This is a genomic window from Pseudoalteromonas sp. APC 3358 (assembly GCF_030408075.1).
Lineage (GTDB): Bacteria > Pseudomonadota > Gammaproteobacteria > Enterobacterales > Alteromonadaceae > Pseudoalteromonas > Pseudoalteromonas arctica.
The window spans coordinates 1-25,435 of the sequence record NZ_JASDCE010000016.1; the positions used below are offsets into that span (position 1 = coordinate 1).

The 25,435-nt window shown below is 39.5% G+C and carries 30 protein-coding genes, 2 rRNA genes and 1 pseudogene; 23 read left to right on the plus strand and 10 right to left on the minus strand.

The window, feature by feature from the left end; genetic code table 11:
• Both QL995_RS18995 and rrf read left to right on the plus strand, forming a co-directional pair.
• A 23S ribosomal RNA gene (locus tag QL995_RS18995) occupies nt 1-105 on the plus strand; the annotation flags it as partial.
• Nucleotides 106-316: 211 nt separating this feature from the next.
• Nucleotides 317-431 (plus strand): 5S ribosomal RNA (rrf, locus tag QL995_RS19000).
• Nucleotides 432-845: 414 nt separating this feature from the next.
• Here the strand turns inward: rrf and QL995_RS19005 are convergent.
• Nucleotides 846-1,182 (minus strand): annotated as a pseudogene (locus tag QL995_RS19005) (sugar O-acetyltransferase); the annotation flags it as partial.
• Nucleotides 1,183-1,327: 145 nt separating this feature from the next.
• Here QL995_RS19005 and QL995_RS19010 point away from each other — a divergent pair.
• Entirely contained in the window at nt 1,328-1,921 is a 594-nt protein-coding gene (locus QL995_RS19010) for a hypothetical protein (RefSeq protein ID WP_290294876.1), read from the plus strand.
• A 2-nt stretch (nt 1,922-1,923) separates the two neighbouring features.
• Here the strand turns inward: QL995_RS19010 and QL995_RS19015 are convergent, their stop codons facing one another.
• The gene (locus QL995_RS19015; protein ID WP_024591701.1) at nt 1,924-2,304 is read right to left on the minus strand and encodes a hypothetical protein; all 381 of its coding nucleotides are present in this window, start codon (nt 2,302-2,304) and stop codon (nt 1,924-1,926) included.
• Between the two features lie 99 nt (nt 2,305-2,403).
• Between QL995_RS19015 and QL995_RS19020 the strand changes: the two genes are divergently transcribed.
• The gene (locus QL995_RS19020) at nt 2,404-2,844 is read left to right on the plus strand and encodes a TerB family tellurite resistance protein (RefSeq protein WP_169045274.1); all 441 of its coding nucleotides are present in this window, start codon (nt 2,404-2,406) and stop codon (nt 2,842-2,844) included.
• 21 nt (nt 2,845-2,865) lie between these two features.
• Here QL995_RS19020 and QL995_RS19025 read toward each other — a convergent pair whose 3' ends face one another.
• Nucleotides 2,866-3,432, minus strand: coding sequence for an NAD(P)H-dependent oxidoreductase (locus tag QL995_RS19025; RefSeq protein WP_007584922.1), 567 nt, complete (start codon nt 3,430-3,432; stop codon nt 2,866-2,868).
• 119 nt (nt 3,433-3,551) lie between these two features.
• On the opposite strand from QL995_RS19025, the gene QL995_RS19030 reads away from it, so the two are divergent.
• A complete protein-coding gene (locus tag QL995_RS19030) occupies nt 3,552-4,451 on the plus strand; it encodes a LysR family transcriptional regulator (protein ID WP_165741125.1) in 900 nt (299 codons plus the stop codon).
• A 32-nt stretch (nt 4,452-4,483) separates the two neighbouring features.
• Here the strand turns inward: QL995_RS19030 and norR are convergent, their stop codons facing one another.
• Entirely contained in the window at nt 4,484-6,040 is a 1,557-nt protein-coding gene (gene norR, locus QL995_RS19035; protein WP_010555390.1) for a nitric oxide reductase transcriptional regulator NorR, read from the minus strand.
• A gap of 160 nt (nt 6,041-6,200) precedes the next feature.
• Between norR and QL995_RS19040 the strand changes: the two genes are divergently transcribed.
• Genes QL995_RS19040 through hmpA form a run of 3 tightly spaced genes read left to right on the plus strand, consistent with a single transcriptional unit; the run spans nt 6,201 to nt 8,904 of the window.
• A complete protein-coding gene (locus QL995_RS19040) occupies nt 6,201-6,470 on the plus strand; it encodes a hypothetical protein (protein WP_007584928.1) in 270 nt (89 codons plus the stop codon).
• Nucleotides 6,470-7,702 carry an NnrS family protein gene (locus tag QL995_RS19045; RefSeq protein WP_010555391.1) on the plus strand — a complete coding sequence of 411 codons (1,233 nt, stop codon included), beginning with the start codon at nt 6,470-6,472 and terminating at the stop codon, nt 7,700-7,702. The genes QL995_RS19040 and QL995_RS19045 overlap by 1 nt, the downstream gene beginning before the upstream one ends.
• Before the next feature lie 20 nt (nt 7,703-7,722).
• Nucleotides 7,723-8,904 (plus strand): NO-inducible flavohemoprotein, encoded by a 1,182-nt coding sequence (hmpA, locus tag QL995_RS19050; RefSeq protein WP_002959635.1) that lies wholly within the window; start codon nt 7,723-7,725, stop codon nt 8,902-8,904.
• Between the two features lie 80 nt (nt 8,905-8,984).
• Here the strand turns inward: hmpA and QL995_RS19055 are convergent, their stop codons facing one another.
• The 3 genes from QL995_RS19055 to QL995_RS19065 form a co-directional block, all read right to left on the minus strand.
• Nucleotides 8,985-9,356: a hypothetical protein gene (locus tag QL995_RS19055; protein WP_002959634.1), complete on the minus strand. Its 372-nt coding sequence runs from the start codon at nt 9,354-9,356 to the stop codon at nt 8,985-8,987.
• Nucleotides 9,356-10,960, minus strand: coding sequence for a S41 family peptidase (locus QL995_RS19060; protein ID WP_290294877.1), 1,605 nt, complete (start codon nt 10,958-10,960; stop codon nt 9,356-9,358). Before QL995_RS19060 ends, QL995_RS19055 begins: the two co-directional genes overlap by 1 nt.
• A 99-nt stretch (nt 10,961-11,059) precedes the next feature.
• Nucleotides 11,060-11,713 carry an endonuclease gene (locus tag QL995_RS19065; RefSeq protein ID WP_029751433.1) on the minus strand — a complete coding sequence of 218 codons (654 nt, stop codon included), beginning with the start codon at nt 11,711-11,713 and terminating at the stop codon, nt 11,060-11,062.
• Between the two features lie 231 nt (nt 11,714-11,944).
• On the opposite strand from QL995_RS19065, the gene QL995_RS19070 reads away from it, so the two are divergent.
• Both QL995_RS19070 and QL995_RS19075 read left to right on the plus strand, forming a co-directional pair.
• On the plus strand, nt 11,945-12,913 hold the full coding sequence (locus QL995_RS19070; RefSeq protein ID WP_007584935.1) for a DnaJ C-terminal domain-containing protein: 969 nt from the start codon (nt 11,945-11,947) through the stop codon (nt 12,911-12,913).
• Nucleotides 12,913-13,233, plus strand: a complete 321-nt coding sequence (locus QL995_RS19075; protein WP_007584937.1) for a chaperone modulator CbpM — start codon at nt 12,913-12,915, stop codon at nt 13,231-13,233. The genes QL995_RS19070 and QL995_RS19075 overlap by 1 nt, the downstream gene beginning before the upstream one ends.
• A 75-nt stretch (nt 13,234-13,308) precedes the next feature.
• On the opposite strand, the gene QL995_RS19080 is transcribed toward QL995_RS19075, so the two are convergent.
• A complete protein-coding gene (locus QL995_RS19080) occupies nt 13,309-14,034 on the minus strand; it encodes a membrane protein (RefSeq protein WP_024591693.1) in 726 nt (241 codons plus the stop codon).
• A gap of 313 nt (nt 14,035-14,347) precedes the next feature.
• Here QL995_RS19080 and QL995_RS19085 point away from each other — a divergent pair, with 313 nt between their 5' ends.
• Complete coding sequence (locus QL995_RS19085; protein ID WP_008138697.1) at nt 14,348-14,728, plus strand: hypothetical protein; 381 nt, start codon at nt 14,348-14,350, stop codon at nt 14,726-14,728.
• Here QL995_RS19085 and QL995_RS19090 read toward each other — a convergent pair whose 3' ends face one another.
• Nucleotides 14,729-15,169 (minus strand): PaaI family thioesterase, encoded by a 441-nt coding sequence (locus tag QL995_RS19090; RefSeq protein WP_007584940.1) that lies wholly within the window; start codon nt 15,167-15,169, stop codon nt 14,729-14,731.
• A gap of 167 nt (nt 15,170-15,336) precedes the next feature.
• Between QL995_RS19090 and lexA the strand changes: the two genes are divergently transcribed.
• The 5 genes from lexA (at nt 15,337) to QL995_RS19115 (ending at nt 20,613) form a co-directional block, all read left to right on the plus strand.
• The gene (lexA, locus tag QL995_RS19095) at nt 15,337-15,954 is read left to right on the plus strand and encodes a transcriptional repressor LexA (protein WP_007584941.1); all 618 of its coding nucleotides are present in this window, start codon (nt 15,337-15,339) and stop codon (nt 15,952-15,954) included.
• Nucleotides 15,955-16,437: 483 nt separating this feature from the next.
• Nucleotides 16,438-17,580, plus strand: coding sequence for a cytochrome c oxidase subunit II (gene coxB / locus QL995_RS19100; protein ID WP_024594300.1), 1,143 nt, complete (start codon nt 16,438-16,440; stop codon nt 17,578-17,580).
• Entirely contained in the window at nt 17,580-19,172 is a 1,593-nt protein-coding gene (gene ctaD, locus QL995_RS19105) for a cytochrome c oxidase subunit I (RefSeq protein ID WP_007584944.1), read from the plus strand. The genes coxB and ctaD overlap by 1 nt, the downstream gene beginning before the upstream one ends.
• Entirely contained in the window at nt 19,172-19,702 is a 531-nt protein-coding gene (locus QL995_RS19110; RefSeq protein ID WP_121955068.1) for a cytochrome c oxidase assembly protein, read from the plus strand. The genes ctaD and QL995_RS19110 overlap by 1 nt, the downstream gene beginning before the upstream one ends.
• A 35-nt stretch (nt 19,703-19,737) precedes the next feature.
• Nucleotides 19,738-20,613 (plus strand): cytochrome c oxidase subunit 3, encoded by an 876-nt coding sequence (locus tag QL995_RS19115; protein ID WP_002959610.1) that lies wholly within the window; start codon nt 19,738-19,740, stop codon nt 20,611-20,613.
• On the opposite strand, the gene QL995_RS21740 is transcribed toward QL995_RS19115, so the two are convergent.
• Entirely contained in the window at nt 20,516-20,824 is a 309-nt protein-coding gene (locus QL995_RS21740; RefSeq protein WP_076916441.1) for a DUF2909 family protein, read from the minus strand. The two genes, QL995_RS19115 and QL995_RS21740, sit on opposite strands and share 98 nt — an antisense overlap.
• Nucleotides 20,825-20,838: 14 nt before the next feature.
• Here QL995_RS21740 and QL995_RS19125 point away from each other — a divergent pair, with 14 nt between their 5' ends.
• The 7 genes from QL995_RS19125 (at nt 20,839) to QL995_RS19155 (ending at nt 25,433) form a co-directional block, all read left to right on the plus strand.
• Nucleotides 20,839-21,579, plus strand: coding sequence for an SURF1 family protein (locus QL995_RS19125; protein ID WP_197113245.1), 741 nt, complete (start codon nt 20,839-20,841; stop codon nt 21,577-21,579).
• Nucleotides 21,569-22,063, plus strand: coding sequence for a hypothetical protein (locus QL995_RS19130; protein ID WP_007584950.1), 495 nt, complete (start codon nt 21,569-21,571; stop codon nt 22,061-22,063). The genes QL995_RS19125 and QL995_RS19130 overlap by 11 nt, the downstream gene beginning before the upstream one ends.
• A gap of 28 nt (nt 22,064-22,091) precedes the next feature.
• The gene (locus QL995_RS19135) at nt 22,092-23,081 is read left to right on the plus strand and encodes a COX15/CtaA family protein (RefSeq protein WP_007584952.1); all 990 of its coding nucleotides are present in this window, start codon (nt 22,092-22,094) and stop codon (nt 23,079-23,081) included.
• A 12-nt stretch (nt 23,082-23,093) separates the two neighbouring features.
• Nucleotides 23,094-24,023, plus strand: coding sequence for a heme o synthase (gene cyoE / locus QL995_RS19140; protein ID WP_002959598.1), 930 nt, complete (start codon nt 23,094-23,096; stop codon nt 24,021-24,023).
• A complete protein-coding gene (locus QL995_RS19145) occupies nt 24,020-24,637 on the plus strand; it encodes an SCO family protein (RefSeq protein WP_290294878.1) in 618 nt (205 codons plus the stop codon). The genes cyoE and QL995_RS19145 overlap by 4 nt, the downstream gene beginning before the upstream one ends.
• 152 nt (nt 24,638-24,789) lie before the next feature.
• Complete coding sequence (locus QL995_RS19150; protein ID WP_002959595.1) at nt 24,790-25,062, plus strand: STAS domain-containing protein; 273 nt, start codon at nt 24,790-24,792, stop codon at nt 25,060-25,062.
• Nucleotides 25,063-25,070: 8 nt separating this feature from the next.
• On the plus strand, nt 25,071-25,433 hold the full coding sequence (locus QL995_RS19155; protein ID WP_007584956.1) for a response regulator: 363 nt from the start codon (nt 25,071-25,073) through the stop codon (nt 25,431-25,433).
• The last annotated feature ends 2 nt before the right edge of the window (nt 25,434-25,435 follow it).

Below are 25,435 nucleotides of genomic sequence, written 5' to 3' on the forward strand. Positions count from 1 at the left end.
AAGTCTCTGAAGGGCCGTTGAAGACTACAACGTTGATAGGCAAGATGTGGAAGTGGTGTGAGCCATTAAGCTAACTTGTACTAATTACCCGTGAGGCTTAACCATACAACGCCAAACGCGTTTTATGTGATAGTGAAACAAGCGAAGAAGTTAATATAACTAAAGTAGATATTACTTAGAAAGACTTAAAAAATATTATCAGATATTTTCCAAATTCAAGAGGTGACTCTTAGCGCGTAGCGTTAAAGTTGAGGCACCTTGCGCAAAGAAAATGGTAGCACTACGTGCTTGTCATTGATTCTTTGCACCTAATTTGCTTGGTGACAATAGCGTTTTGGACCCACCTGATTCCATGCCGAACTCAGTAGTGAAACGAAACAGCGCCGATGATAGTGTAGCATTTGCTATGTGAAAGTAGGACATTACCAGGCTTCAAATTGTAGAAAGCCCGAATCTAACGATTCGGGCTTTTTTACGTCTGCAGAAAAGTGAAATGCGCGCAATTAACACACACTCACATCAACACGCATCACGTAGGTCGGGCGAGCGCAGCGACTCCCGACGCTAGAATCACACCAAAAACCCTCAATACCCCAGTCGGCCAATAAAGTAGCATTTGCTACGTGACTCTCCACCGCTGTGGGCACTATGACATTACACAAGCTCCACATTGTAGAGAGCCCACATCTAACGATTCGGGCTTTTTTATGCTTGTAGAAAAAGTGATTCAGGTATTCCTCTATAGCGGAGCGTCTCTTAGTGAATAATTCACTTAATTTAACGAGTTAAAGTGCTCGCTGATGCGAGCGTAGCGACTCCCAACGTTAAAATCACATCGAGAATAGCTACAGTTTTCTTATTTCACGAGCTGGGTTACCCGCTACTACAGTATTAGGCATTACATTTTTAGTAACCACAGCACCCGTACTCACAACACTATTTTCATCAATACTCACACCCGCTAAAATAATTACACCTGCGTCAACCCATACGTTATTGCTTAACGCGATAGATGCTGCAAAGTTTTCCTTATTAAGCCTTTTTGCTGGATTAGTAGCATCTAACACAGCTAAAAGCTGAACGTTCGGGCCAATTAAGCCGTCATCACCCATGGTGATTAAGTAATTGGCCAGTGGCTAGTTGAGGTGTGTAATTAATATTTATAAAAGTCGGATTGTTAATGAAGGCTGAGATATTTAGTCGTTAATCGCTATTTAGTAGTTTTACCTAGTTGTCTTGTTCTAAATTTTATATAGATACTTCTAATAAAGTACTTAAGAAAACTGTACTATTACAGGTGTTTTAAAATAACTATAACGAGAAACATATGAAATTATTAACTGCAGCAACTTTAATAGTTGCTTCATCGACAGCTTTTGCACGCCCTGCACCGTTAGTGTCTATTCCTACTCACGATACATTTTTTAATAGTATTGCAGCGCATTGCGGTAAAGCTTTTGAAGGTGAAGTAGCGGTAGATAACGCGAAAGGGCCAAGCTCATTTACAGATAAAAAGCTGGTTATGCATGTACGTAAATGTAGCGAGACTGAGTTACAAGTGCCGTTTCATGTAGGAGACGATGCATCACGTACGTGGATCATAACTAAAACGGGTAGTGGCTTGAGTTTAAAGCACGATCATCGTCATAAAGATGGAACAGACGACGCATCAACTATGTATGGTGGCCACACGCTTGATGCAGGGTTCGCGCAAATGCAGTCGTTTCCAGCAGACCAATACTCTAAAGAGTTATTCGTGAAAGAAGGCATTGCAGAGTCTGTAGGTAATACATGGCAAATGTATATTTACCCAGAAGTATTTACTTATCGATTAATTCGCCAAGGACGTGAGTTTAAGGTGGATTTTGATTTAACTAAACCGATTACTCCACCATCAGCACCTTGGGGTTATAAAGACTAAGGCTACTTACCCTTGTTTGTATCTTCTTTAGTTTCGCATTGTAGTAAAACACTTAAATCTGGTTGGTAAGCACGTGGTTTTGTTGGAAAGCGCTCGTACTCTTGCACGCCTTCAAGTATTTTCAACATAAAGGTATTGCCGCGGCATAGACGGTCCGCATGGCGTAATAAAAATACACTTTGATTGGTAAAGTGTTTGTAATCGTCTGACTGGATTTCTATTTTATAGTTGTCTTCGCCAATTTTTGTTTGGTAGTAATGCACTTTGTTGTCAAAGTCGTAGAGCTTCTCTGTTTCGGCTTTTTCAGCAAGTGCAGTATTTGCACTCGAAAGGGCCACCAGTGTAGCGCCTATAAATAAGCGTGGTGCGTTTATTCCTTTCATAAAATGTATCCTTTAATTTGCGAACTTTATACCCATTAATAAGAGTAATAAGGTCGATTTCTTTACGTATTAGTCTAACACCCAAAAAGGGAAAGTGTGATGTTCAAACAAATAAAACAACTTTTTGCTGTATTCGATGAACCGCAGCCAAGTATGCAAGAGCACGATTTAAAAACAGCTGTTGCTGCATTATTAATTGAAGTTATGCGTGCAGATACCAAGCTTGAACATGATGAACAACGAACCCTGACTGTAACCTTAAAAAAGTATTTTAATTTAACAGATATTGAGGTTAATGAGCTTACTAATAACGCGGCAAGCAGCTTAGATGATTCAATAGATTACTTTCAGTTTTCAAAACAGATTAATGAGCATTGCAGCGCGGCGCAGCGAATTGAAATAATAGAGTTATTATGGCGCTTAGCGTATGCCGATGGAGAAATAGATCCCCAAGAAGACTACGTAATACGTAAAGTAGCAGGGCTTTTATATGTAACGCATACCGATTTTATCGCCGCAAAACTCGCGGCGACAAAGTAATTAGTTATTTAGGCGTGCAAGTTACCTTAACTTACTTGCAACGCTTACTAACTGATGAGCAAGCGCCGATACTCGCTCTGCAGTAACAGGTTCATTAATTTGCCCATTTTCATCAAACAATGTGTGTACAGCGGGTACTGCAAGTTGATCGGCAAGCACTAACGATCCAATACCACTTAGTATATCACGTACATGATTTAAACCGCGTAACCCACCAAGTCCACCTGGTGATGCTGAAAACAGCGCCACTACTTTATTGCGAAAAGCAGGAACAGCACCTTGCTCTGTGCGCGATGCCCAATCAATCGCATTTTTAAGTGCTGCAGTTATAGAGCCATTGTACTCTGGGCTTGCTAGTAAAATACCGTCAGCTGCACGTAGTTTGTCTTTTAAAAGCTGTACATCGCTTGGTGTACCTTGCGCTTCAATATCTTCGTTAAATAGTGGGATGTTTAATTCGTTTAGTTTTATTACTTCTACTTCAGCACCTGTTTGTAGAGCAAAACGTGCTGCCTCATTAATAATTTTTTGATTAAAGCTTTCTTGTCGAAGACTTCCTGCTAGGGCGATAATTTTTGGTGCTGACATGCTAGTGACCTTTTAGTGTTTAAACTTACAACGCTAATGTAGCAAAATTTTGCTTGTAGAAAACCCCAATAAACGCAACACTTGTGTGCGTAAATGCACATAAGTATAAGGTAATCAGAATGGCGATAAAATTTGAAGATTGGCAAGACGTTAAAGTAGCGTTTGAAGTAGCACGATTAGGCACGTTAACGGCGGCAGCAGAAGAGCTTAATGTGCACCACAGCACAGTACTTAGGCGAATTAATAATCTTGAAAAAAACTTAAATGCACGCCTTTTTCATCGCCATGCTCGTGGTTACAAGGTTACTGAAATTGGCACCAAGTTATTTGCAACAGCACAAACTATCCATAGCTCCTTAGAGCAGTTACATAACGATATAGCAGCAGCCGATAGCACCCTTAGAGGGAGTTTATTGCTAACGACGGTAAGTGGCTTTATGGATGTACTTGGTGATGTATGTGAGCAATTTCAGGCATTACATCCGCAAGTGCAGTTAGAAGTTATTTTAGAACAAAAAAGGTTAAGGCTCGATCACGGACAAGCACATATTGCAGTTCGTGCAGGCCCAAGGCCTGATGAAGGCGATTATATTGCTCAGCATTTAGCGCAGTTATCATCGGGTTTATACGCTAATAAACGTTACATTAATAAGTACGGGATGCCTAAATTATTAAGTGATTTACAACAACATAATTTTGTATCGGGTGTGGCGGGTTTTAATGCCCGCGTGCCTTATTTTGCATGGGCTGATGAACATATTCCTGCATCGCAAATTAAGCTGCGAGTATCTGAAACCGCAGAAGCGACTCGTGCAATAATTAAAGGGCTAGGCATTGGCGGATTACAGCATGACGTAGCGGCGCAATATTCTGATTTAGTACCTATATTACACAGTGAGTTAAGCTGGCCTACCGATGTATGGTTAGTCACGCATCACCTAGTACATCGCACTGCTAAAGTACAAGCTTTTGCAGGGTTGTTAAAAACACATTTTAGTAAGTTAGCTGCTAATCAATAGTTTTAGCAGCATTTTAGCTGTGTTTTAAATGATTATAGTGTTTTTTTTATTTCTATCCCTAGGCGTTTAGCCAAGCGTACTAAGTTAGCTCTATCTAATTCAAGTACTCTTGCTGCTGCTGACCAGTTGTAGTTATGCTTCTTTAATTGCTCAGTAATTACGTTGTATTGCAACGATTCTACAGCTTGCTTTAAAGGTTGGTTGATTAAGGTGTTGGTTGTACTTTGGCTTGCTACTAGAGAGTTTTGCGGCGCGCTTGGTGTTAAATCACAGTGCTCGCTTGTAATGGTTATTATTGGATTTTGCCATTGGCTTTGTTTTGCTTTTAGGGCGCTGCGGCTAATGACATGTTCAAGCTCGCGAACGTTACCTGGCCAGTTGTACTGATTAAGCAGTACTTGCGCTTCAGGGCTTAGTTTTAATTGTTTTATCCCTAATTTACGGGCTGTTTGCTCAATAAAATAACCAGCTAAGAGTGTTATGTCGTGCTCGCGTTTACTAAGTGGTGGCACAGTAATAGGGTAGACACTGAGGCGATGGTATAAATCGGCTCTAAAGCGACCTTGAGCTACTTCTTCTTTTAAGTTTCTGTTGGTTGCAGCAACGACGCGTACATCTACGTACTTTGGCGTGTCTTCTCCTACCGTTTGTATTTCGCCACTTTGTAGCACTCGTAATAGTTTACTTTGCATGGCCAGGGGCAGTTCGCCTATTTCATCTAAAAATAACGTGCCGCCATCAGCTAATTGAAATTTACCCTGGCGCGAATTTTGTGCGCCTGTAAAAGCCCCTTTCGCATGACCAAAAAATTCACTTTCAGCAAGGTTCTCAGGAAGTGATGCACAATTTAAGTGAATAAGCGGTTGATCTTTTCGAGCTGAATTTAAGTGAATATTACGCGCAACAAGTTCTTTTCCTACCCCTGTTTCACCTAATATAAGCACGCTAAAGTTAGATGCTGCAACGAGTTTAATTTCGTTTTTAAGTGTTTGCATTAGCGGACTTTGACCAATAATTTCACCGCCGTCCCGTGTTAACGCTTCACGATTTAGTTCTTGTACTAATGCACTTGAGTGCTGTGCATGCTGTTTGTAATGGGCAAGCTCTAAAGCTGTTTTAAAGTGCGCACTACACAGCGTTTGTAAGGTATTGAGTGTATCAGCGCTTATGCTGTTAAATGCATTGGCGTTAAGGCTATCAAACGTAAGTACGCCAAGTAGTGCGTTTTTATCATAAAGGGGTAAACCTAAACATGCATGTACCGGTATGTCGCCGGTTTTAGCTAATAGCAATCCGTCGTATGGATCGGGTAGTGGGCAGTCGTGCGCAAATTGTAGCGCGAGTGTGCTTTTGCAAATAGCTTCTAGGCGAGGGTGCTCTACTATTTTAAATCGTCTGCCAAGGCTGTCGGACATTAACCCTTTAATTGCCAGTGGTTTTAATTGCTCGCCCTGAAGCACTAATAACGCACTTGCATCACTAGGAATCACCCGCTCAACCGTTGCTAGTAATTGATCAAAGCTATGCTCGTGTAGTGTACTTTGAGCAAGCTCTAGAGCAACTTGTGTAAGGTTGAATTGCTGATTCATGTCAAAATGACCTATTCGAGTTTTTATGAGTTAATTTATAGTAGGTCATAAAGACTCATACTGTAAAGTGGTTTAATTTAACTTATTGAATTTAATTAATTAAATTTGTTGGCACAGTATGTGTAATAGCTAAGTAACGTAGTTAGTTACAGAGATCGCCATGAACACACTAATGCTGAATAATTTAAATAATCAAACACAGTTTAGTTCACTATACGAAACAGTATTATTTGCTGCCAATACTGCATTAGCTGTGAGTTTAGTGTGTATTACGGCAAGTATTTTAATTAGCTACCCGTTTGCTGAGTACTTTTCCATGGCGGTGCAAGTATCAGCTCATATTGGGACTATTGTTATTGCTGCTATTTTAAAAGTAAGTTACGTACTGCGCTGTGTTGCACAACATGGTTTAGGGCAGGAGGTACGATAATGCGCCCTATAAACTTAACTGAGCCAATGCCAGCACGCGTTGCTATTCATCAAGTATCTCAATGGCCATTATGGATGCTCGCTTTTAGACCTTTCTTTTTAGGCGGTGGCTTATTGGCATTTTTGTCGGTGGGGTATTGGCTACTTATTTTAACAGGCCATGCAAGTTGGCACTCATCGATACCTGCGACATTATGGCACGCGCACGAAATGCTGTTTGGCTTTGCAGGAGTTGTAGCTGTTGGCTTTTTACTTACCGCTGCACAAACATGGACAGGCGTACCGAGCATAAGTGGGAAAGCCCTTATGTGGCTTACGTTTATATGGCTTGCAGCGCGCTTAGCCTTTTTTGTGATATTGCCTGATATTGCTCATTTTAATTTATATGCTGCACTTACATTACAAGTTATTTGGTGGCTAGGCGCCATAGCAGTACTGGCTAATATGTTATTAAAAGCCAATAGCAAAAGTAACTATCCGTTTTTAGCTATTTTAGCTGTGCTTTGTGGGCTCAATGTATTGTATTTAATACTTGTTTTAAAACAAAACATGCAGCTTGCACTTGGTGTGGTTGATACCGCAGTACTGGTAATTACTTTACTAGTTGGCATTGTTGCGGGTCGCGTTCTACCATTTTTTACCGCTAAAGGTCTAGGTTTAACCGCACAAGTTCGCACTCCTAAAATAGATAAAGCGGTGATGTATTTATCTATTTTGGCTATCACTTTATTTTTCATCAACAAGTTGTTTTTGAACACGATTAATCCTGCGTTAGTTGTTGCAACTGTTGCTGCGCTTCACCTGGTCAGGGCTGGTTTTTGGTGGGATAGCAAGGTATTGAGAGTGCCGTTGTTATGGTCTTTACATTTTTCCTACTTAGCGTTAGGCGTAGGGTTAATGATGGTTGCATTTAGCTTTTATAGCAGTGCAATACAATTTAAAGATGCGCTGCACTTAATCACTATTGGCACAATAGGTATGATGATTTTAGCAATGATGACGCGTGTATCACATGGTCATACAGGGCGTACACTCGCTATTCCTCATTACATGGCTGTTGCTTTTGCGTTTTTGCTTGTGGCCGCTATTACTCGTTCATTACTCCCTTTTATTATTGGGCCTCACCTTGCTTGGCAAATAAGTGCTTTGCTGTGGTTAGTGGCTTTTTCATTATTTTTAATTCACTGCACACCTATATTAACGCGGCGTCGTGTTGATGGGCGTCGTGGTTAGTTCATCCATAGGAAACACATATGTTATCTGATAAAACCATTGAGATTGTAAAAAGCACAGTTCCGTTATTAGCGCAGGCGGGTACGGTTGTTACCGATCATTTTTATAAGCGTTTATTTAGCCATAATCCTGAGCTTAAAAATATTTTTAATATGGCGAATCAAGATACAGGTCGTCAGCAATTTGCACTTTTTAATGCATTGGCTGCGTATGCACAAAATATTGATAATTTAGCCGTATTAAAAGAAGCGCTAACACGTATTAATCATAAGCATACAAGCTTGAATATTTTACCTGAGCATTACCCTATTGTAGGTGCACACTTAATTGGTACGCTTAAAGAGCTTCTTCCTGAGCAATTTACTCCCGATGTTGAATACGCTTGGCGCGAAGCTTACGGCGTACTTGCTGATATTTGTATAACCGAAGAAGCTGCTTTGTATGAGCACAGTAAAAATAAACACGGTGGTTGGGCGGGAACTCGCCAATTTGAAATAACCAACAAACAGGCTGAATCAGAACTAGTAACGAGTTTTACACTTACGCCAGTTGATGGCGAAGCTGTTATTACACATAAACCAGGGCAGTATTTAGGTATTAAAGTTAAGCCAGAGGGCGCTGAATATGAAGAAATTCGCCAGTATTCTATTTCACAAAAAAGTAACGCTAAAAACTACCGTATTAGTGTTAAAAAAGAGCTACAGCCAAAGCCTGGCATGGTGTCTAATCATTTACACTCATTAGAGCAAGGCACTATTGTTGAGCTATACCCGCCGGCAGGAGACTTCTTTTTACGTAATAATACAAGTCCAGCGGTACTCATTTCAGCAGGTGTTGGGCAAACGCCAATGCTGGCTATGCTTGAAACGTTATTAAGTGACAACTCTAATCAAGAGATTATGTATTTACATGCCTGCGAAAATACTCAGCAGCATTCGTTTTCAAAATATTTAAATGAGTTAAATGCAGTTTATAACCGCTTACAAACAATGACGTGGTTTAACCAAGCGACAGAGGGCGCTGACTTTACTGGGTTAATGAACCTAAACGCAGTACAAGCACAGCTACCATTGAGTAATGGTGACTTTTACTTATGTGGTCCTGCCGGTTTTATGGCATTTATAAAAAACCAGTTACTTGAGTTAGGTGTTAAAAACGAGCAGATTCATTATGAAGTGTTTGGTCCGCATCAAGACTTGTAATAACGCTTTAAAATAGAAAAAGGCGCGCAGCGATATGCTGCGCGCCTTTTTTATTAATTTATAAACATTAATAAAGTGCCTTATAACTCTTTACAGGTAACACCTTCAAGTACTGTAGTAAGCTCTTTTTTAGGATAGTAAAGCTCGCATTGGTTATTACGTAGTTGCAAAATAAACTTCTCAGATTTTATATTATGCGCGCCCATAATTACTCTGCCATCAGACCCTTTACTCATTGCATGATCAATTAGCAGTTCGCTACGTTTAGTAAATACCGAATCGGCAAGTGTTACTAATGTGCCTCCCTTAGCTTGTTGAATTGCCTGTTGTAGTGTTGTAATAACGCTGGGATTAACGCTCGTTAATATAGCGGGTTTAGCAGGCTCACTATCTACACTTTGGCATCCGCCTAAAGCGAGCAAGGTGGCTAATGGGAGTAATAATTTAGCCATTACCTTTCCTCACCCAGCGTTGGCCAAGTTAAGTCCATATTACGCTGGGTAAATTGTACCGGCATATTTAAAGGAATGAGAGATTCACGAGAGCTTGAAAAATTAGCTGGTTCTGCTTTTGCAGCAGCCGTTCTAACTGGACAACTGCCATTCTCAACATGAAATAATGCGGTGGCTAAAACGGCCTCGTCACTGTCGCCTAACTGATGATCAAAGTCGTCCTCAATTTCACAACCTTGAACATCAGCATCAAATTGTGGAGTAGGGGTTGGTGTAAAACCCGCAGCGTATTCGCCAAATCCTTTGCTATTTACGCCACTAAACTGAATAGTATAATAGGTTGTTGCGCAGTTATGAGTTGGGGTAAAGCCATAGGGCTTACCGCAGGTTGTGTCGCCAATTAAAATAACTTCTGCGTCTATACCTTTTAAACCATTAATAAAAGCTTCTGATGCCGAACAGGTGCCTGATGTGCTTAATACATAAACCTTTGATAGGTTTAAATCAGGTAGGTTTTCACCTGTGCTAAAAAAAGTAGAGTAATCTATTTCTTCATCAATAAATGGGAAGGGCGAATCAACGGGTTGTTTATCGTTTTGTTGAGTTTGATAATAAAAGCGGTTGTTAACGTTGGCATTACCGGCAACCATATAAGCTAATTGTGCCGACAGTGCTAATAAACCACCACCGTTATATCTAAAGTCGATTACAAGCTCATCAATACCATCGGTTTTAAACTTATTTACCGCATCAATAAGCCCTTCTTGGGCAATGCTTATATGGCTATTAAATTGCATGTAACCCACGCTTGAACCATTTGCGGTTGTAATCGTTTTAACATTTTGAACAGGTGTTTGTTCAATATTACCAGCGGTTACATTAAATGTTTTTTCGGCGCCATCGTTACTGCGTACAACAATAGTATGTGAGTCGCCGTTAGTAGGACTAAATAAACCTTCGTTAAGCGTATCTACACCCGACTCTGTATTGGTATTAATGCTAACACCGTCAACTGAAAGTACGGTATCACCACGTTGAAAGCCTATTTGGCTTGCAGGCGAATCATCTTCAAGATAAGCAACGCGTAAAATACGATCGGCTGTATCGCCAATAAACGCCCAATTTATACCGTAACCAGAAGTAACGCCCGATTGCGCTTCTTGAAAGTAATCTTCAGTAGGTTCTGAAAAATGAAAGTTATCTTTTTTTGCACCTGAGTCGGTAAGCTGCTCTGTTTTTAATTGGGCAAAATAATCGGTTACTGTGGCGAAGCTTTCAGGGTCGTTATCGGCAATCTCATCATACCAAAGGTATGTTTCGTCGCTCCAAGAGCGAAGCCAAAGCTTTTCATAAAGGGCAGAACCCGCTTGATCTGGGTAGGGGTTGTTGTTATTAAAGGGATCGTTACCCGTACGAGGGGTTTCGCAAAAGTTTTTTAAATCGTTAGAGGGCTCAAATACCGCCGCTGTCCATGTTGGGCTGCTACTAACAGGTGTTGTAACTACAGGAGCAGAGTCGATACCGCCTCCGCCGCCACAACCCGTTAAAGCAAAGCCCGAAAGTGCTGCAAAAATGGCAAGCGAGGTTTTATTATTTTTAAACATAGTTAAGGACTTTCTGTAAATAAGTTGTTTAAAATATTACAACACTCGCTCGTTTATTCAACATTTATAACTTTGATTTATGTAAATGAGTGTTAAAGCTTAGAGCTTGCTCGCACTACTTGTATCTGCAAATGCTTGCTTTTTCCATGCATTAAATAACTTTTGCTGTTTATCAGAGATTTTTAAACCGTATGTTTTCTGCATGTAAGCGTAAGTGTCGGCTATACGTTTACGTGCATAGACAGGCGGTTCAACTACACGTTGCTTAAAGTTTACTTTTACTTCGCAGCGACCATACTGTGTGGCGTTTTCGCTAAGCATGCCAAAACGATAATTAGAGCGATCGGCATTAATTTCGCCAATAGCTGGCGCTAAGTTATTTATATCAGCTTCCATTTTTCTAAATTTAGCACTTACTTTACGGCAGTTTTTACGTCCGCCATCTTGCCAACATTGTAGCTGATGACCAAATTCCCACGCCGGAACAATATGTTCCCATTCAATACGTAGTGCTCGTACATTTACTTTGCCTGAGCGGGTAAGTGTATTTCGAGGAATGTAACCACAGTTAGAAGGATCAGGAATGAGTTTTTTGCCTTCTTTTTTAATATCACAACCGCAGTAAATACTTTTGGCGTTGTCAGGGAGGGTTTTAATTAAATGTCTTTTAGCCGTTGAAAAACGGGTAAATTGTTCGGCAGATACCGAAAAACACACACAACAAGCCAGTAAGGCCAGAATAAATCGAGTCATATCCATCACAAATGTGAACTACAGGAACAGGCAGTTTAAAGCCTTGAAGATAAAAGATAAAGTTAACTTAAGGCCTGCACTTATATTACTAAAAAGTGTCCGATTAATTTTTTATTCAAAGTTATTTTCACTATTCATTTATTTCTTACTATTTATCGTATTTTAACCACACAAGATTATACGTTAAGGAGTATGCTTAAAGCTTACTCAATATGGGGATTTGGATTGCAAATGAAATTTGTTGATTATTATGCAGTGCTTGGAATATCGCCTGATGCAGACGATAAAGCGGTTAAAGTAGCTTATAAAAAGTTAGCCAGAAAATATCACCCAGATGTAAGCAAAGAGCCTCAAGCAGAAGATAAGTTTAAAGAAATAGCAGAAGCTTACGAAGTCATTCATAACAAAGAAGAACGCACTAAATACGACGAGTTACGTCGTCATCAACAAAATCGTGCTCGTCAACAGCAAGGTAATTATGGTGGTAACAATGCTTCATCGCAAAGTAATTATCAGCAAAGCGATCCTCAAACCGATCAAGAGTTTTCTGATTTTGTTAATTCAATGTTTGGCGGCGCCGGTGGATTCAATCGTTCCGGGCAGAGCAGAAGTAACGCCGCTCGCGCGCAAAAAGGACAAGATGTGGAAATAGAGTTCCCGATTTTTCTTGAAGAGACTTTAGTTGATACCGTTAAGCCTGTTGAGTTTATGTTACCGCAGCGAGATAGTAGTGGTCGTGTCTCTGAAATTAAAAAATCACTTAAAGTGAAAATTCCCGCAGGCTCAGTAAATGGCGAACGAATTCGACTAAAAGGGCAAGGCGGATTAGGGTCAGCGAACGGGCAAAATGGCGACTTGTACTTACAAATTAGTTTAGTGCCCCACCCATTATTTGATGTTGAAGGTCATAACCTAAATATAGTCGTCCCTCTTGCACCATGGGAAGCGGCTCTTGGTACAAAAATAAATTTACCTACGTTGGCAGGCAAAATCCAATTAACTATTCCATCTAATAGTCAGTCTGGCCAACGCTTGCGTATTAAAGGCAAGGGATTAATGAGTAAAAAAGCCAAAGGTGATTTATTTGCTGTGCTTAAAATTGTTAATCCAACATCTGTTGATGATACCAGTAAAAAACTGTGGGAAGAATTAGCCGAAAAAGCTCACTTTGATCCCCGTAATAACTGGAGCAAGCCATAATGCAAATTATCGTGACACAAAAAGATGATTTACTTACTAGCAAAGAGCTATGTTTGAGTAGTGATATTAGCGAAGCAATTTTATATGAGCTAGTTGAGCACAATATTGCGGTTCCAATTGAGGGGAAGCATGTTACGCAGTGGCAATTTACGGTATCTGCAGTGACCTTAGTTAAAAAAGCGGCCCGTATTCAACATGACTTTTCGTTAGATTGGTCGGCAATAGCTTTAGTTTTACAATTGCTGGATGAGCGTGATGAGTTGATTTTCGAAAACGAAATGTTAAAGCGACATTTGAGTCGATTTAAACACTTGGAATAAAATCTGCCCTTGGGTACTTCCTAGGGCTTATTTACTCTTTGGTGAGAGTGCGCTAGTTCTTAAAAACCAATATGACTACTTTGATTTATTCTTACTTTTAATTCGGATAAATCGTTTTAGTCGTATGTTTTGCATAAGTAGTAATATTCCACTTAGGCAAAAAAGTACGCTGGTTGCTGCAAAACTAATAAGCAGCGGATTATTAAAATCCTCTCGCTCATCGTAATCCATAATATGTAACATCCAAAAAAAGTCGAAAATTCGCCATAGTGTGCTGCGAACGGTGACAACTCTGCCGTTATTTTCTGACAAGTACAGTGTTGTGTTAAATGTGTCGTCAAATTGTACCTGCCAAACATTGGTTTTATATCCAACTTCTCGCATACCTTGCTTTAGCAGTACAGCGCTTGTCACTTGAGCATCAATAAGTAAGTGTGCTTTAGCATTTGCGGTAATTTGTATTTTAGTTGGCGGCTCAAAAGGCCGGCCTGTTATACCGTTAAAGCTTTGCTGTTCATCTTTATTTATTACTGTAATTATAGGTGTGGTTAAAAAGTTCTCAAAAATTATTTGTGTTGGATTAACCACCTGAGATGCAATATCGTTAAGGGAGGCAACATAATCAGCCTGCGTAAATGGGTTATTAAGAGTACGTGTTGCAAGATGCTCCCCATGAACTTTATCAAGAGGAATAGCGCTCATGACTAAACCGCCTAATAGCCAAGCTAAAATTTGTAATGTGAGCAAATAACCGAGCCATTTATGTAACTTGCGAGCATACTTAAATATTTTTTTATTCATGTTTTAGTCTTATTATTTTTAGAGGCTAGTTTATTACATTAATGGGATTAGTTACTGCGACATTTTGTCGCAGTTTAAACTATAGCTTACTGTAATCATTTAAAAATAAAAAAGATTACACTTAAATTGCTAACATGACTTATTTGTTTAATTGAGCTGAGTGTTTGATATCCAGCTAGCTTTAAACGCTAAAAAATACTTAAAAGCTGCGAAATATCCATATAAAGTGGTTAATAGAGCATAGTTGATTTGGTATAACGGTAAAACTGCGTTAAAGTTTGCAATGAAATTATTAGAGGATAAATACGAAACGATGTCGGAAATTCAATTTTTAAATGTAGATCTTGAGCTTGAATCAAAGCAAGATATTAGTTTGCTAGTGGCAGACTTGAAAAAAGTCGCGACGATTTTACATTATGACAAAGACGAATACCGTCAATTAGCGCGTATTGAAGCAACAGGTGTAGTAAACACGCCTGACAAAGCAATAAACCATATATGTGAGCTTATTGAATCGTGTTCGCGTAACGCGCTAAAGCAATGGTTAAGCTGTTCACGTAGAACGTTTGATATTGGTTTTGAATCAGGCACTTCCCCTAAGTGCTTTAATCAAGCCTTAGATGCAGATACATTACTACGTATATCTGCGATTGGTGCGGGTATGGAAATTACAATTTACCCAATCGAAAAGTAACTACCTTCGCTCTACGACTGCTGCGGTCATTTTTGATACGCAGCACAGCTCATTGCGGCTATTTGTAATTTTTATTTCCCACACTGAACTACGTTTGCCAATATGAAACGCTCTTGCCGTTGCTGTTAAAGTGCCGTTGCGAGATGCTTTTAAATGACTTGCGCTAATTTCCTGCCCCACGCAGTAAAATTTTGTAAAATCGACAACAAAGTTAGCTGCATAGCTGGCAACTGTTTCGGCAAGTACAACGTTAGCACCGCCGTGAACCATTCCCATTGGGTTATGATGCTCAGGAATTGCCGGCATAGTGGCTACTAAGTAATCATCACCAATTTCAGTGACTTCTATTCCCATGGTTTTCATTAATGTTCCTTGGCCATCAATGCCTTGTTCTAACTGCTTGCACAGCTCTAAAGTGATGGGCTGGTACCAAATACTCATAATGACTCCTTTGCTTTTTTAATCATTTATAAACCTAGCTTTAGTTATATCCCTAAAATGTACACAAGTGAAATTACTTTGGCTATTTTAAGGCTTAATTTAAATTTGCGATTTTTATTTAACTGTATATACTCACAGTTAAATGTACTGTATGGAAAACCAGTTGTATGCGACCATTAACGAACCGCCAAGCTCAAATACTCGAACTAATTAAAGTTTTTATTAAAGACACTGGTATGCCTCCTACACGTGCTGAAATAGCGCAAACATTAGGTTTTAAAAGTGCCAATGCTGCTGAAGAACATTTAAAAGCACTTGCTAAAAAAGGCGCAATTAAAATGAAACCAGGTGCAAGCCGTGGTATTCAGTTAATTGAAGAAGAAGAGCCAGAACAATTAGGTTTACCGCTTATAGGGCGTGTTGCTGCTGGTTCACCTATTTTGGCGCAAGAGCACGTTGAAAGTCACTGCAAAATAGATCCATTAATGTTTAAACCGGCTGCAGATTTTTTACTACGCGTTAACGGTATGAGCATGAAAGATATTGGTATTATGGATGGTGATTTACTTGCTGTACATCGTACTCAAACCGCTGAAAACGGGCAAGTTGTTGTTGCCCGCCTAGACGAAGACGTAACTGTAAAACGTCTTGAGAAAGCGGGTCGTAAAGTATTACTTCATGCTGAAAACGACGATTTTGAATCTATTGAAGTAGATCTTGAGAATGAGTCTTTTAATATTGAAGGCTTAGCCGTTGGTGTTATAAGAAACGCTGATTGGATGTGACTTTAAAAATAGCTTTTAAACAAGCAGTTTTATAAATGCGTACTAATTAGTACGCATTTTCTGTTTTAAATTCGCACTAAAAATAGGGCATAAATAGCTCACTGACAATTTAAGCTGTAAACTTTTTTGCACTTATATTTTCCCCCTTCGAATGCGTTAAACCCCTTTGTTTTGCTCATCTTTTGAACTTCCTGTTACCTAGTTGGTTACTGATTTTTTATTAATTACTCAATATCACCTGATTGTTTTTTATACTAAAACTTGCTTGTTGTTCATTTTTTAGCTAATTATTAATGTGCTGAGCTAATAATAACTCACAGCTTTTTAGTTTTGAGAACACACAATATACACAAACACGTTGTTGGCGCAGCAAAACCAATCAATATTAAATGAGATTGACTAAAAAAATAAAAATAACGAATTGGCGTTTAAGCCGTATGCCTCTTCGCTTTGCATTCGCAATAGCATCAAAGGAGCCGTCACATGGGTAAACTGACCTCTACCTTGTGGCTTATATTATGTGTTTTTTCGCACCCAGTTTTGGCTAACAGCCAATACAATATGCGCAAAGGCGTAACCGATATAAGCAATAATGTATATCAGCTGCACATGACCATATTTATAATATGTTGTGTGATTGGGGTGATAGTGTTCGCAATTATGTTTTGGGCACTTATTCATCACCGTAAATCTAAAGGGGCTGTACCTGCCCAATTTCACGAAAGCACTAAAGTAGAAATACTTTGGACTGCAATCCCGTTTGTTATTTTAATTGCTATGGCAGTACCAGCCACTAAAACTCTAATTGCAATGGAAGATGCCAGCAAAGCTGATCTCACTATTAAAATTACAGGCTCGCAATGGAAATGGCATTATGAATATATGGGTGAAGATGTAGAGTTCTACTCTATTTTATCTACCCCGCAAGATGAAATAGCGAATCTTGCAGATAAAAATCCTAACTACTTACTTGAGGTTGATAAACCTCTCGTACTGCCAATAAATCAAAAAGTACGATTTTTAATGACTTCTGACGATGTTATTCACTCTTGGTGGGTACCTGATTTTGCAGTTAAAAAAGATGCGAATCCCGGCTTTATAAACGAAACATGGACGAACATAAACGAAGAAGGTACTTACCGAGGCCAATGTGCTGAGTTGTGTGGTAAAGATCATGGCTTTATGCCCGTTGTGGTGGTCGCTAAATCTGAGGCTGATTTTAAAACGTGGCTTGCAGATGCAAAGCAAGCTAAACAAAAAGCAGCATTAGCAGATGCCGCATTACTTGATAAAACCCTCCCGAAAGAAGAATTAATGACTTTAGGCGAACAAGTATATATGGCCAATTGTGCTGCATGTCATCAGCCTACTGGCATGGGGTTACCGGGTGTATTTCCTGCACTTAAAGGCAGCCCTATAGTACTTGGCGATATAAAAGATCACATTGATGTAGTTATCCATGGGCGACCAGGTACGGCAATGCAAGCATTTGCCAAACAGTTATCTATAAAGCAATTAGCAGCGGTTATTACTTATAAACGTAATGCGTGGGGTAATGATACGGGTGATGTTATTCAACCGAGTCAAATACAGGCAGCACTTGATGCCAAAGTGGAGGCGAACTAATGAGTAGCATAGTAGAACAACCTAACGCCAATGAAGCTCATCATGCTCATCACCCAGCTAAAGGTTTTAAACGCTGGCTTTACACAACTAATCATAAAGATATAGGTAGTTTATATTTAATTTTTTCGCTGACCATGTTCTTAATTGGTGGTGGAATGGCCATGGTGATCAGAGCTGAATTATTTCAACCAGGTTTACAGTTGGTCGATCCTCACTTTTTTAATCAAATGACCACAGTGCATGGTTTAATTATGGTGTTTGGTGCGGTTATGCCGGCCTTTACAGGCCTTGCTAACTGGATGATACCACTCATGATTGGCGCGCCAGATATGGCATTGCCAAGAATGAATAACTGGAGCTTTTGGATTTTACCGTTTGCGTTTTTAATCCTATTGGCATCGTTATTTATGCCTGGTGGGGGTCCTGCATTTGGTTGGACTTTTTATGCACCACTGTCTACAACATACAGTAATGATAATACTGCATTGTTTGTATTTGCCGTACATATTATGGGGATTAGCTCAATAATGGGCGCAATCAATGTGATTGTAACTATAGTGAACTTACGTGCTCCCGGCATGACATGGATGAAGTTGCCCTTATTTGTATGGACGTGGTTAATTACTGCCTTTTTATTAATAGCGGTAATGCCAGTGCTTGCAGGGGCTGTCACTATGGTACTTACCGATAAGTATTTTGCGACCAGCTTTTTTGATGCCGCAGGCGGTGGCGACCCGGTGATGTTCCAACACATTTTTTGGTTTTTTGGTCATCCCGAAGTATACATAATGATTCTTCCTGCCTTTGGCATTATATCTACAATAGTACCTACCTTTTCTCGTAAAAAACTTTTTGGCTATGCCTCAATGGTATACGCCACATCCTCCATAGCACTATTGAGCTTTATTGTATGGGCTCATCATATGTTTACCACTGGGATGCCGGTCGCTGGCGAGTTGTTTTTTATGTACGCGACCATGCTTATATCGGTACCTACAGGAGTAAAAGTATTTAATTGGGTTGCCACAATGTGGAAAGGCTCAATAACTTTTGAAGTGCCAATGCTTTTTAGTATTGCGTTTATTGTGCTGTTTACCTTAGGTGGCTTTTCGGGGTTGATGCTGGCAATTACACCTGCTGACTTTCAGTACCACGATACTTATTTTGTAGTGGCGCATTTTCATTATGTATTAGTAACAGGGGCTGTATTTTCGATAATGGCGGGGGCCTATTACTGGCTGCCCAAGTGGACGGGCAATATGTTTAATATCACGCTAGCTAAATGGCATTTTTGGCTATCGCTGGTGAGTGTGAACGTATTGTTTTTTCCTATGCATTTTGTAGGGCTTGCCGGTATGCCGCGTCGAATTCCCGATTATGCACTTCAATTTGCCGACTTTAACGCAATCATAAGTATTGGTGGATTTGCCTTTGGTTTATCGCAATTGTTGTTTGTAGCTGTGGTAATTAAATGCGCGCGTGGCGGTGATAAAGTGCCTGCAAAAGTATGGGAAGGGGCAGAAGGGCTTGAGTGGGAAGTTGACTCTCCAGCGCCATATCATACTTTTTCTACGCCGCCGGTAATTAAGTAATGACACACGCACCGCTACTCAAACGTTTGGTACTTATTTGCATAGGCATGTTTGCCTTTGCCTTTGCTTTAGTACCTTTGTATGACGTGTTTTGTGATGTAACAGGGCTTAATGGAAAACCTTCGCTTGAGCAGGCAGAGCAAAGTACACAAATAGTACAAAACCGAGAAGTCGGCGTTAGCTTTACTACTCACGCACAAAGTGGTGCACCGTTTGAAGTTAAATCAAAAGAATACAGTGTAGTGGTAAAACCCGGTGCAATGCGTGAAGTAATGTTTAGTGCTAAAAATAACAGCAACCTAGATAAAGTAATGCAGGCTGTACCATCAGTCTCGCCAGGTAAAGCGGCAAAGTATTTACACAAAATAGCCTGTTTTTGCTTTGATCAGCAACCTCTAAAAGCAGGGGAAGAACTTGAATTTAAATTACTTTTTTATGTTGATACCGCATTGCCAAGCGATATTGAAGAATTAACTTTATCTTATACCGTATTTGATATTAGTGAACAGCTGGTGGCAAATAATAACTAGCTTTTTAAACTAGTGTGAAACTAGGAGTAAATAAAATGAATCAAGAATATGAGCATTATTACGTACCTGAGCAAAGCCCATGGCCTATTGTAGGTGCTGTTGCATTGTTTTTTATTGCAGTAGGGGCAGGCTTAACAGTTATGAGTGTAGGTAAAGAAGGTGGTAGCGGGGTTTATCTGCTTTATGCCGGTATTGCTGTACTTGTGTATATGTTGTTTAGCTGGTTTAAAAATGTAATTAGTGAATCGGACCAAGGTTTGTACTCAGCACAAATGGATCGCTCTTTTAGACAAGGTATGAGCTGGTTTATTTTTTCTGAAGTTATGTTTTTTATGGCCTTTTTTGGTGCGCTTTTTTATGCACGGGTATTGTCGGTACCTTGGCTTGGAGGCGCAGGCAATAATGCAATGACTAACGAGGTTTTATGGCCTACTTTTGAAGCCGTTTGGCCGCTAGTTTCAACACCTGCTGGTGAAACTACTCAAGCTATGGGCTGGCAAGGCTTACCGCTTATAAATACCTTAATACTGCTTACTTCCTCAGTTACTTTACATTTTGCCCATGTAGCGATGGAAAACAATAAACGCACTCCACTTAAAGTTTTTTTAGGCGCTACTATTTTGTTGGGTGTTTGCTTTCTAGGGCTGCAAGTTGAGGAGTACATGCATGCATATAATGACCTTAATCTAACGCTAGATGCGGGTATTTACGGTAATACGTTCTTTTTATTGACTGGTTTTCATGGCATGCATGTAACGCTAGGAACGGTACTTTTATTTGTAATATTTTTACGGATATTAAAAGGGCACTTTACTAAAGATAAGCATTTTGCTTTTCAAGCAGCTGCTTGGTATTGGCACTTTGTTGATGTGGTGTGGCTGTGTTTGTTTGTATTTGTATATGTGCTGTAGCGTTTATTGGCGAATTATTTGCTTTAATAAAACCAAGTTTAAGCGCTGCAATAACAACAACTAAAACAACGACCGAAAACAATACGCGACGACCTAAAAAGTGAGACATAGGTCGTCCCCCAGTTTTCCCTGACACCATAATAAACAATGCTCTAAATAAGTTAAAAAGTATAAATATTAACAACAGTACGATAATAATTTTAATAATCACTGAGTTGACCCTTTATGCAGTTAGTTTTATGGCACAAACAAAAGCTTAGTTCACTAATCACACTTTGTATGGTTGTGGTTGTTGTACTTGTGTGTGTGCGACTAGGATTTTGGCAGTTGGAGCGGGGTGAGCAAAAACAGCAGCAACTAACCGCTATTGCTAAGCAACAGAATCGGGGTGTGGTGAGCTGGTCTCAATTACTTAACCTGCCTGATAGCTGGAACAAAACAGGTGTATTGGTTGAGTTAAAAGGGCGGTTTGTACAAAACCAATATTGGCTTTTAGATAATCAAGTTTATAACGGACAAGTAGGGTACGACCTACTTGCTTTACTAAAGCCAGCCAGCGAAGAAAAAGTGATTTTAGTTAATTTAGGATGGGTAAAAGCGCCTATATCTAGAGATACACTGCCAAAGGTTACTCTGCCTACAGGTGTTTTTATTCTTAAAGCGCAAATAAAAGAAAATAACCTAAGTAGCTTTACGCTTGAAGATAAAACTACAAATAACGACTTACCTACAAGAATCCAATCTATCGACTTGAATATGCTGAGCACTCAAAGCCAGCAATCATTAATTAATTTTATGGCTTACAGACAAGGTACTGGTGATGAGATTGCAACACCTCATTATGAGGCAGTTGTTATGAGCCCTCAAAAGCATAATGCCTACGCTGTGCAATGGTTTTTAATTGCTGTTGCATGTGCTGTTGTGGCTATTTTTGCGAGCAAAAAAAGGACACTTAATGAAAAATAATCCCCTTGTGTTGTTTGTGGGCTGCTGCGCTATCCCATTAATTTTGGCATATGGCGCATTAAAGTTTGATTGGTTGCCTACTGCAATTACTAATAATGGCGAGTTTTTAAGCCAAGAAATAAAACTTAAAAATTGGCCGCAAAATAATCCCAAGCAATGGACTATCGCACTTAATTATTCAAACGAATGTAACACCCCATGCAGCGAACAACTCAATGCACTTAATAATTTATATGTGGCACTTGGTAAAAACCAAGGCAAGGTTGATATGGCTGTAATGGGAAGTCCCGACAATAAAAACCTACCATGGAAAATTATTACCGAGCAACAGAGTTTAAATCCTGCAAGTTTGTATTTAATTGATCATATGGGGTTAGTGGTACTTGAATATCCCTTTAAGGTCGAGCCACAAGAAAACCGTTTAGTACAAAAAGGGTTATTAAAAGATCTAAAAAAATTACTTAACTATTCTCGTTCTAGCTAACTAAGTTGAGCTTAAGTTGGAGTATCTGATGTATAAAAATTATAAAAACTTAGTATTAATAACAGGATTACTCGCTTTAATTGTAGTTGCTTTAGGTGCGTACACCCGCTTAAGTGATGCAGGTTTAGGGTGCCCCGATTGGCCTGGTTGTTATGGCTTTTTAACGGTACCTAAGCATGAGGCTGACATAGCCTTAGCAACTCAAAGCTACCCCGATATGATGTTCGAAACCGCAAAAGCGTGGAAAGAAATGATTCATCGCTACTTTGCAGGTGCTTTAGGCTTACTTATTTTAGGTTTATTTGTGTTGGCTTTTTTAAAACGCCAATATCCAACTACGCCAGTTAAATTGCCTTTGGCTTTACTTCTACTAGTGGTGTTTCAGGCTGCTCTTGGTATGTGGACAGTAACCATGAACCTTCAGCCGCTTATTGTAATGGGCCACTTATTAGGTGGCTTTAGTATTTTGTCACTTATAACGCTTTTATATTTACGGCTAACCGCAAAACCTATTATGGGTGGCGATAGCGGCGCAAAACGCTATTTCGGTTTAAGTTTAGTAGCGCTCAGTGTATTAATTATCCAAATTGCACTTGGTGGTTGGCTGGCTGCAAATTACGCCGCTCCACATTGTAGTGGTTTGCCATTGTGTAATTACGCACAACCGTTTTCATTGAGTAGCGTATTTCAATTACCACTTGAGCACAGTAATTATGAGTTTGGTGTGTTATCGCAGCAAGCGCGTATGTCTATTCATTTATTACATCGCATTTGGGCACTCGTTACTTGCATTGTTCTGGCGTTAATTATGTGGAAAATATACAGCCAAGCGTACTCTAAAAAAATTAAAAATTGCGTTGTGAGTGTATTACTTGTTCTGCTTTGCCAAATTAGCTTAGGGCTTATTTTAGTACATTGGCATATTCCGTTGGGAGTTGCACTGGCGCATAACTTGATGGCAGCCATACTGTTATTAAGCATGGTTAGGTTGTGTTATTACCTAAAATCACGCACATAAAGGGGAAATATGATGGCACTTATAATTGATAAAAAAATACTGCTACCCGTTAATACTCAATCGCTAATTTCGCGTACACATAGTTTGCTGCAAGACTACTTAGCAATTAGTAAATTTAAAGTGGTAGCTATGCTGGTGCTAACAGCTTGGGTTGGTTTAGCGCTGGCTCCCGATGTAGGGCGCGGTATGGTCGTACAGTTTATTAGCTTGTTAGGTATAGGGCTACTTTCTGCTGCTGCAGCGGTTATTAATCATGTGGTTGATAGCGAGATAGACTCAAAAATGGCGCGGACTCGTCATCGCCCTGTGGCTAAAGGGCGTTTAAGTAAAACACATGCGCTTAGTTTTGCAGCTGTTATTGGGGTTGCTGGTTTTATTATGCTGATGGTGTGGGCTAATACCTTAACCGCTATATTAACGTTATTTGCATTGGTAGGTTATGCATTTGTTTATACATCATTTTTAAAGCGTGCAACGCCGCAAAATATTGTTATAGGTGGGTTGGCTGGCGCAATGCCTCCATTATTAGGTTGGGTGTCAGAAACAAACCAAATGGCAGCAGCCCCTTGGTTACTCGTAATGATAATATTTACCTGGACCCCACCACACTTTTGGGCGCTGGCTATAGCACGAAAAAGTGATTATGAACGCGCTAAAATCCCTATGTTACCAGTAACCCATGGTATCGATTTTTGTAAAACGTGCGTCGTTGCTTACTCTGTTTTACTCGCTGTTGTTTGCGTATTACCTTATTTAATCGGTATGTCTGGATTAATCTATTTGATAGGTGCATGTGTATTAAATGCCGTGTTTATATATAAGGCGGTCAATTTAAAAATTGCTGGAAATGATGAGACTGCAATGGACTTATTTCGTTTTTCGATTATTCATTTAATGGTACTCTTTGTAATCTTATTTATAGATAAATGGCTCCCTTTATGAAGCAGTTATGGCTTGGATTAATTGTTATTTTAGTTTCGTTTTTATCAGCATGTTCAAATGAAAATAGTCCACCAGATATAGATGCATTAGTTTACGAAAATGCAAAGCCACTGTCTGATTTTACGCTAAACGATCAGCGCGGCGAATTAGTGACTAAGCAACAATTTTTAGGACAGTGGAATTTAGTATTTTTAGGCTACACAAGCTGCCCAGATATTTGTCCATTAACACTTGCTAAGTTAAATGCTGTTTATAAAAATTTACAAGCAGATTATCCGCTACAAGTTTGGTTTTTATCGGTTGATCCAAAACGCGATACACCAGCTAAACGAAAGCAATATATAGATTACTTTAACCCAGACTTTTTAGCTGTGTCGGGAGAGCATAAACACCTTTTTCCTGTTGTTCGAGAGCTTGGTTTAATTTACGCCATTAGCGATAGTAGTGAATCAGAATATGCTGTTGATCATAGTGCCTCGGTCGCTATGGTTGATCAAAATGGAGCCGTTAGAGCTATTTTTAAACCAGAATTTAAACAAGGTAGTGTGCCATTAATTAATGCGACGACTTTAACTGAAGAGTTTAAAAAAATAGCTGATTACTATAAAAACTAGTTTTTTACTTTTTACCAATTTTAAAGGAGCTTTAGGCTCCTTTTTTTGTATTTTAACGACAGGTTAAATTTAATTAAGCATTTTATGGCAATTTTAATAACTAGGGCTAAGCTTTTGTTATGAATTGAATTGACAGGGAATGCACTTACTAAATGCTAAAACTTCCGAGCGAACTTGCTATTACGCAAGTTGAAACACTACATCAAGACTTACTACACGAACTCAATAGCAACGATGATATCTGTCTTGATATTAACGATGTGATTTCTGCTGATACTGCCTCAATTCAACTTTTATGCGCCTTACAAAAACACCTACTTACTATACAGCACAAAATAATATGGGTAGGCAGTAGCGAGGCCTTAACGCATACAATTAATAAACTTGGCTTAAGCCAATACTTAACAACCGAAAGTAAAAGTTAGGGGTATATATGAAAAGAATTTTAGCGGTTGATGATTCAGCATCGATGCGTCAAATGGTGAGCTTTACATTAAAAACGGCCGGGTTTGATGTAACCGAAGCTAAGGATGGCAGTGAAGCTCTCGCTATTGCCAAGCAACAAGATTTTGATGCCGTGATCTCAGATGTAAACATGCCAATAATGGATGGAATTACATTAATACGAGAGCTGCGTACTTTACCGAGTTATAAATTTACACCATTACTAATGCTTACTACAGAGTCGGGCTTAGAAAAAAAGATAGAGGGTAAAGCTGCTGGTGCAACAGGCTGGATTGTAAAACCATTTAATCCCGATCAGCTACTAGCGGTAATTAAAAAAGTTATTCGCTAAGG

Excerpts from the sequence above, each read along its gene's own strand:
- QL995_RS19060 (WP_290294877.1), bottom strand. The coding sequence starts at position 10,960 with ATGTTTAAAAATAATAAAACCTCGCTTGCCATTTTTGCAGCACTTTCG.
- QL995_RS19045 (WP_010555391.1), top strand. The coding sequence starts at position 6,470 with ATGCGCCCTATAAACTTAACTGAGCCAATGCCAGCACGCGTTGCTATT.
- QL995_RS19010 (WP_290294876.1), top strand. The coding sequence starts at position 1,328 with ATGAAATTATTAACTGCAGCAACTTTAATAGTTGCTTCATCGACAGCT.
- QL995_RS19150 (WP_002959595.1), top strand. The coding sequence starts at position 24,790 with ATGCTAAAACTTCCGAGCGAACTTGCTATTACGCAAGTTGAAACACTA.
- QL995_RS19070 (WP_007584935.1), top strand. The coding sequence starts at position 11,945 with ATGAAATTTGTTGATTATTATGCAGTGCTTGGAATATCGCCTGATGCA.
- norR (WP_010555390.1), bottom strand. The coding sequence starts at position 6,040 with ATGAATCAGCAATTCAACCTTACACAAGTTGCTCTAGAGCTTGCTCAA.
- QL995_RS19155 (WP_007584956.1), top strand. The coding sequence starts at position 25,071 with ATGAAAAGAATTTTAGCGGTTGATGATTCAGCATCGATGCGTCAAATG.
- QL995_RS19065 (WP_029751433.1), bottom strand. The coding sequence starts at position 11,713 with ATGACTCGATTTATTCTGGCCTTACTGGCTTGTTGTGTGTGTTTTTCG.
- QL995_RS19130 (WP_007584950.1), top strand. The coding sequence starts at position 21,569 with ATGAAAAATAATCCCCTTGTGTTGTTTGTGGGCTGCTGCGCTATCCCA.
- QL995_RS19125 (WP_197113245.1), top strand. The coding sequence starts at position 20,839 with ATGCAGTTAGTTTTATGGCACAAACAAAAGCTTAGTTCACTAATCACA.
- QL995_RS19030 (WP_165741125.1), top strand. The coding sequence starts at position 3,552 with ATGGCGATAAAATTTGAAGATTGGCAAGACGTTAAAGTAGCGTTTGAA.
- ctaD (WP_007584944.1), top strand. The coding sequence starts at position 17,580 with ATGAGTAGCATAGTAGAACAACCTAACGCCAATGAAGCTCATCATGCT.
- QL995_RS19055 (WP_002959634.1), bottom strand. The coding sequence starts at position 9,356 with ATGGCTAAATTATTACTCCCATTAGCCACCTTGCTCGCTTTAGGCGGA.
- QL995_RS19040 (WP_007584928.1), top strand. The coding sequence starts at position 6,201 with ATGAACACACTAATGCTGAATAATTTAAATAATCAAACACAGTTTAGT.
- hmpA (WP_002959635.1), top strand. The coding sequence starts at position 7,723 with ATGTTATCTGATAAAACCATTGAGATTGTAAAAAGCACAGTTCCGTTA.
- QL995_RS19085 (WP_008138697.1), top strand. The coding sequence starts at position 14,348 with ATGTCGGAAATTCAATTTTTAAATGTAGATCTTGAGCTTGAATCAAAG.
- QL995_RS19025 (WP_007584922.1), bottom strand. The coding sequence starts at position 3,432 with ATGTCAGCACCAAAAATTATCGCCCTAGCAGGAAGTCTTCGACAAGAA.
- QL995_RS19080 (WP_024591693.1), bottom strand. The coding sequence starts at position 14,034 with ATGAATAAAAAAATATTTAAGTATGCTCGCAAGTTACATAAATGGCTC.
- QL995_RS19020 (WP_169045274.1), top strand. The coding sequence starts at position 2,404 with ATGTTCAAACAAATAAAACAACTTTTTGCTGTATTCGATGAACCGCAG.
- coxB (WP_024594300.1), top strand. The coding sequence starts at position 16,438 with ATGGGTAAACTGACCTCTACCTTGTGGCTTATATTATGTGTTTTTTCG.
- lexA (WP_007584941.1), top strand. The coding sequence starts at position 15,337 with ATGCGACCATTAACGAACCGCCAAGCTCAAATACTCGAACTAATTAAA.
- QL995_RS19115 (WP_002959610.1), top strand. The coding sequence starts at position 19,738 with ATGAATCAAGAATATGAGCATTATTACGTACCTGAGCAAAGCCCATGG.
- QL995_RS19075 (WP_007584937.1), top strand. The coding sequence starts at position 12,913 with ATGCAAATTATCGTGACACAAAAAGATGATTTACTTACTAGCAAAGAG.
- QL995_RS19090 (WP_007584940.1), bottom strand. The coding sequence starts at position 15,169 with ATGAGTATTTGGTACCAGCCCATCACTTTAGAGCTGTGCAAGCAGTTA.
- QL995_RS19110 (WP_121955068.1), top strand. The coding sequence starts at position 19,172 with ATGACACACGCACCGCTACTCAAACGTTTGGTACTTATTTGCATAGGC.
- cyoE (WP_002959598.1), top strand. The coding sequence starts at position 23,094 with ATGGCACTTATAATTGATAAAAAAATACTGCTACCCGTTAATACTCAA.
- QL995_RS19015 (WP_024591701.1), bottom strand. The coding sequence starts at position 2,304 with ATGAAAGGAATAAACGCACCACGCTTATTTATAGGCGCTACACTGGTG.
- QL995_RS19135 (WP_007584952.1), top strand. The coding sequence starts at position 22,092 with ATGTATAAAAATTATAAAAACTTAGTATTAATAACAGGATTACTCGCT.
- QL995_RS19145 (WP_290294878.1), top strand. The coding sequence starts at position 24,020 with ATGAAGCAGTTATGGCTTGGATTAATTGTTATTTTAGTTTCGTTTTTA.